This window comes from uncultured Sphingomonas sp., assembly GCF_964235535.1.
Lineage (GTDB): Bacteria > Pseudomonadota > Alphaproteobacteria > Sphingomonadales > Sphingomonadaceae > Sphingomonas.
Map to the genome: position 1 here is coordinate 41,270 of NZ_CAXSBH010000020.1, position 3,966 is coordinate 45,235.

The 3,966-nt window shown below is 68.4% G+C and carries 5 protein-coding genes; 2 read left to right on the plus strand and 3 right to left on the minus strand.

Annotated features, from left to right (window positions below; all coding sequences use genetic code 11):
* Positions 1-896, minus strand: an 896-nt coding sequence (locus tag ACFE7F_RS08260; protein ID WP_375403372.1) for a radical SAM protein, incomplete at its 3' end; no start/stop codon positions are given.
* A 195-nt stretch (positions 897-1,091) separates the two neighbouring features.
* Between ACFE7F_RS08260 and ACFE7F_RS08265 the strand changes: the two genes are divergently transcribed.
* Positions 1,092-2,180 (plus strand): anhydro-N-acetylmuramic acid kinase, encoded by a 1,089-nt coding sequence (locus ACFE7F_RS08265; protein WP_375403373.1) that lies wholly within the window; start codon positions 1,092-1,094, stop codon positions 2,178-2,180.
* Positions 2,181-2,186: 6 nt separating this feature from the next.
* Here ACFE7F_RS08265 and ACFE7F_RS08270 read toward each other — a convergent pair whose 3' ends face one another.
* The gene (locus ACFE7F_RS08270) at positions 2,187-2,561 is read right to left on the minus strand and encodes a hypothetical protein (protein ID WP_375403374.1); all 375 of its coding nucleotides are present in this window, start codon (positions 2,559-2,561) and stop codon (positions 2,187-2,189) included.
* 195 nt (positions 2,562-2,756) lie between these two features.
* Here ACFE7F_RS08270 and ACFE7F_RS08275 point away from each other — a divergent pair, with 195 nt between their 5' ends.
* Entirely contained in the window at positions 2,757-2,900 is a 144-nt protein-coding gene (locus ACFE7F_RS08275) for a hypothetical protein (RefSeq protein ID WP_375403375.1), read from the plus strand.
* Between the two features lie 10 nt (positions 2,901-2,910).
* Here ACFE7F_RS08275 and ACFE7F_RS08280 read toward each other — a convergent pair.
* Positions 2,911-3,966: VWA domain-containing protein (locus ACFE7F_RS08280; protein ID WP_375403376.1), on the minus strand; the 1,056-nt coding region annotated here is incomplete at its 5' end.

Below are 3,966 nucleotides of genomic sequence, written 5' to 3' on the forward strand. Positions count from 1 at the left end.
GCGTCGTTCGCGGGACGCTTCATCCGCTTGAGCACCGACGGGCTGGCGTGCTGGAACGGGATGTCGAGATAGGGAAGGACCAGCCCCTCGGCCATCAGCGGGATGACGTGGTCGACATGCGGGTAAGGGTAGACGTAATGCAGCCGCACCCATCCTTGTACTTGGGCGACGATGCGGCCGAGTTCGCGCGCCAGGTCGGTCATGTGCGGTTTGACCTCGCGGCCTTTCCAGGCGCGGGGCTCGTGGCGGATGTCGACGCCGTAGGCCGACGTGTCCTGGCTGATCACGAGCAGCTCGCGCGTGCCGGCCGCGACGAGCTTCTCCGCCTCGCGCAGGATCGCGTCGGGCCGCCTGCTGGCGAGATCGCCTCGCAAGCTGGGGATGATGCAGAACGAGCAGCGGTGGTTGCAGCCCTCCGAGATTTTCAGGTAGCTGTAGTGACGCGGCGTGAGCTTCAGCTCGGTGTCCTCGACCGCGCCGCCCCCCTGCGCAAGCAGGTCCTTCGAGCGGACGAGGTCGAGATAGGGCGACCGCGTCACCGGCGCGGCCGCGTGGACCGCGCCTACGACCTGCTCGTACTGATGCGCGCCCGTCACCGCGAGCACGCCGGGGAAGCGCGCGCGGATGGTGTCGGCCTCCTTGCCCATGCAGCCCGTGACGATCACGCGGCCGTTCTCCGCGATCGCCTCGCCGATCGCCTCCAGGCTTTCTTCCTTGGCGGAGTCGAGGAAGCCGCAGGTGTTGACCAGCACCACGTCGGCGCCCTGGTAATCGGGCGACATCGCATAGCCCTCGGCGCGCAGGCGGGTCAGGATGCGCTCGCTGTCGACCAGGTTCTTCGGACAGCCGAGCGAGACCATGCCCACGCGGGGCGGTGAAGGAAGAACGGTCGCCATGGGAACGCGCGCATGTAGGGGAAGCGGGCGGGATTTGCCAGTTGGTGTCGCCGGCCGAAGCTGGGGGTACTTACCTCGTCACCCCGGACTTGTTCCGGGGTCCATGGTTGTGCGAACGCGCCGGCCGAGTTCGTACAACGATGGATGCCGGACCAAGTCCGGCATGACGAATTGGTTATATCGAGGGGAGGGTACATGCTCGCGATCGGCCTCATGTCCGGGACTTCGCTCGACGGCGTCGACGCCGCGCTGATCGAGACCGACGGCGAGGCGCACGTCCGTCCCATCGCCTTTCACGGTAAGGACTATACCGACGTCGACCGTGCCCGATTGGCGGGGGCGACCGCGGCCGCGCTCACCTACGACCGCCCGCGCGACACGCCCGTCATCGCCGCCGCCGCCGGCCTGATCACCCGCACCCACGCCGCCGCCGTTCGCGAATTGCTGACGCAAGGCGGCGTTTCCGCGGAAGACATCGGGGTCATCGGCTTCCACGGCCAGACGGTCGCGCACCGACCCGATCGCGGCTGGACCTGGCAGGTCGGCGACGGCGCGGCGCTCGCGGCGACGACGGGGATCGACGTGGTCGCCGACCTGCGTTCGGCCGATGTCGCAGCGGGCGGGCAGGGCGCGCCGCTGCTCCCGGTCTATCACGCCGCGCTCGCCGCCGGGATGGACGGGCCCGTCGCGGTCCTCAATCTGGGCGGCGTTGCGAATGTAACGTTCGTCGGCGCGGGCGATCTGATCGCGTTCGACACCGGCCCCGCCAACGGGTTGGTGGACGATTGGGTCGCGGCGGCGACCGGCGCGCGGTTCGATGACGGTGGCCGCCTCGCCGCGACCGGCCAAGTCCACGACGACGTGCTCGATTCACTGCTCGACCATCCGTTCTTCGATCAGCCTCCGCCGAAGTCGCTCGACCGCGCCGATTTCACGATCCAACCCGCGCGCGGACTGTCGGCGGCGGACGGCGCGGCGACGCTGACCGCGTTCACCGCCGCGACGGTCGCGCTGGCGCTGGAGCAGCTGCCGGTCCGGCCCCGGCGATTGCTCGTCGCGGGCGGCGGTCGCCGCAATCCCGTGATGCTCGCCATGATCGCCGAGCGGACCGGCCTCGCGCCTGAATCCACCGAGTCGCTCGGCTGGAACGGCGACGCGGTCGAGGCGGAGGGTTTCGCCTACATGGCGGCTCGCAGCATCAACGGGCTGCCGATCAGCTTCCCCGGCACCACGGGCGCGCCGCGCCCGCTGACCGGGGGCACGCTCCACCGCGCGCGCCGGTAGGACGGCTCAGGCGTGCTTGCGGCGCTTGCGCTTTTTCGATTTGGGTTCGTCCTTGGGCGTGAGCAGCGGCAGCAGCGCAGCGACCAGTCCGCCGACCACCGCCAAACCGCCGACCACCATCGCCGCGATCGGCAGCGATGACTGGTGCTTCTCGTCTCGCGCGCTCGGCCCGTTGACGGGCGTGTCTGCCTTGTCGCTCCCCGAGCCCGCGTCGGCCGCGCGATCGCCGCCGGTCGGGGACGCTCCGCTCGCCGATGCGGGCGGGACCGTGGTCGTCGGCTCGGGCGCGGGCTGGGCCTGGCCCGGCTGCGCCGGCTGATCGTCGATCCGTTCGTCCTGCGCATGGGCGTGCGGCATGCGGGAGGCGGGAATATGCGACATGCGTCGATAAGCTCCTGAAATTTTGGTGACGTAAGTAACCGCTCGAGAGCGTTGGGGTTCCGATTCTAACCTATGTCGATCAATCCGGCTTGCGCCGAACTCACATTGACGCTTTGTTAACCATCGCGGGATAGCGTGTACGTCCCGGCGGCCCTAGGCGGGTCGCGGGGACTTTTGGGGTGGGGATGAGACCGGATGGAATCCGACCTGAGATATTATAATCGCCGTATCGATGCGGAACGTGCCGCGGCGGCGAGGGCGCTGACGGATGCGGCGCGCGATCGCCGCATGCAGCTGGTGGCGAGCTACGTCCGCAAGCTGGAAGCGCTCGGCGCCTGAACCCGTTCGGTCAGTGCTTGCGCGTCAGCTCGCGCATGGCATCGTCCAGCCCCGCTAAGGTCAGCGGGTACATGCGATCGCCCAGCAGTTCGCGCACGATCCTGACCGACTGGGAATAGCCCCACTGCGCCTCGGGTACGGGGTTCAGCCACACGGCGGCCGGGTAGGTCGTCGTCAGCCTGTGCAGCCATGCGCTCCCCGGCTCCTGGTTGTGATGCTCCACCGATCCACCCGGATGCGTGAGTTCGTACGGGCTCATGGATGCATCGCCGACGAACACCAGCTTGTAGTCGTGGCCGAACTTGTGGAGCAGGTCCCAGGTCGGGGTACGCTCGGTGAAGCGGCGGCTATTGTCCTTCCACACGCCCTCGTACGGGCAATTGTGAAAGTAGAAGAACTCCAGGTTCTTGAACTCGGCCGTCGCCGCCGAGAACAGCTCCTCGCAGAGCTTGACCCACGGATCCATCGACCCGCCGACATCCAGGAACAGCAGCAGCTTGACCGCATTGTGCCGCTCGGGCCGCATGACCACGTCCAGCCAGCCCTGGCGCGCGGTGCCGTCGATCGTCGCGTCGATGTCCAGCTCGTCCGCCGCGCCCTCGCGCGCGAAGCGGCGCAGGCGGCGCAGCGCGACCTTGATGTTGCGCGTCCCCAGCTCGCGCGTGCTGTCGAGGTTCCGGTATTCGCGCTGGTCCCACACCTTGATCGCGCGCTTGTGGACCGACTCACCGCCGATCCGCACGCCTTCGGGATTGTAGCCCGAATTGCCGAAGGGCGACGTGCCGCCCGTGCCGATCCATTTGGACCCGCCCTGGTGCCGCCCCTCCTGCTCCTCCAACCGCTTCTTGAGCGTCTCCATGATCTCGTCCCACGAGCCGAGCGCCTTGACCCGCTCCATCTCCTCCGGGCTCAGATACTTTTCCGCCACCGCCTTCAGCCAATCGTCGGGCACGTCCGCCGGGGCCTGGCCGAAGGTGGCGGCGACGCCGCAGAACACATGGGCGAACACCTGGTCGAACCGGTCGATCAGCCCCTCGTCCTTCACGTAGGTCGCGCGCGCGAGATA

What these genes read in the sequence shown, in the direction of transcription:
- ACFE7F_RS08265 (WP_375403373.1), top strand. Translation starts at nt 1,092, where the DNA reads ATGCTCGCGATCGGCCTCATGTCCGGGACTTCGCTCGACGGCGTCGAC.
- ACFE7F_RS08270 (WP_375403374.1), bottom strand. Translation starts at nt 2,561, where the DNA reads ATGTCGCATATTCCCGCCTCCCGCATGCCGCACGCCCATGCGCAGGAC.
- ACFE7F_RS08275 (WP_375403375.1), top strand. Translation starts at nt 2,757, where the DNA reads ATGGAATCCGACCTGAGATATTATAATCGCCGTATCGATGCGGAACGT.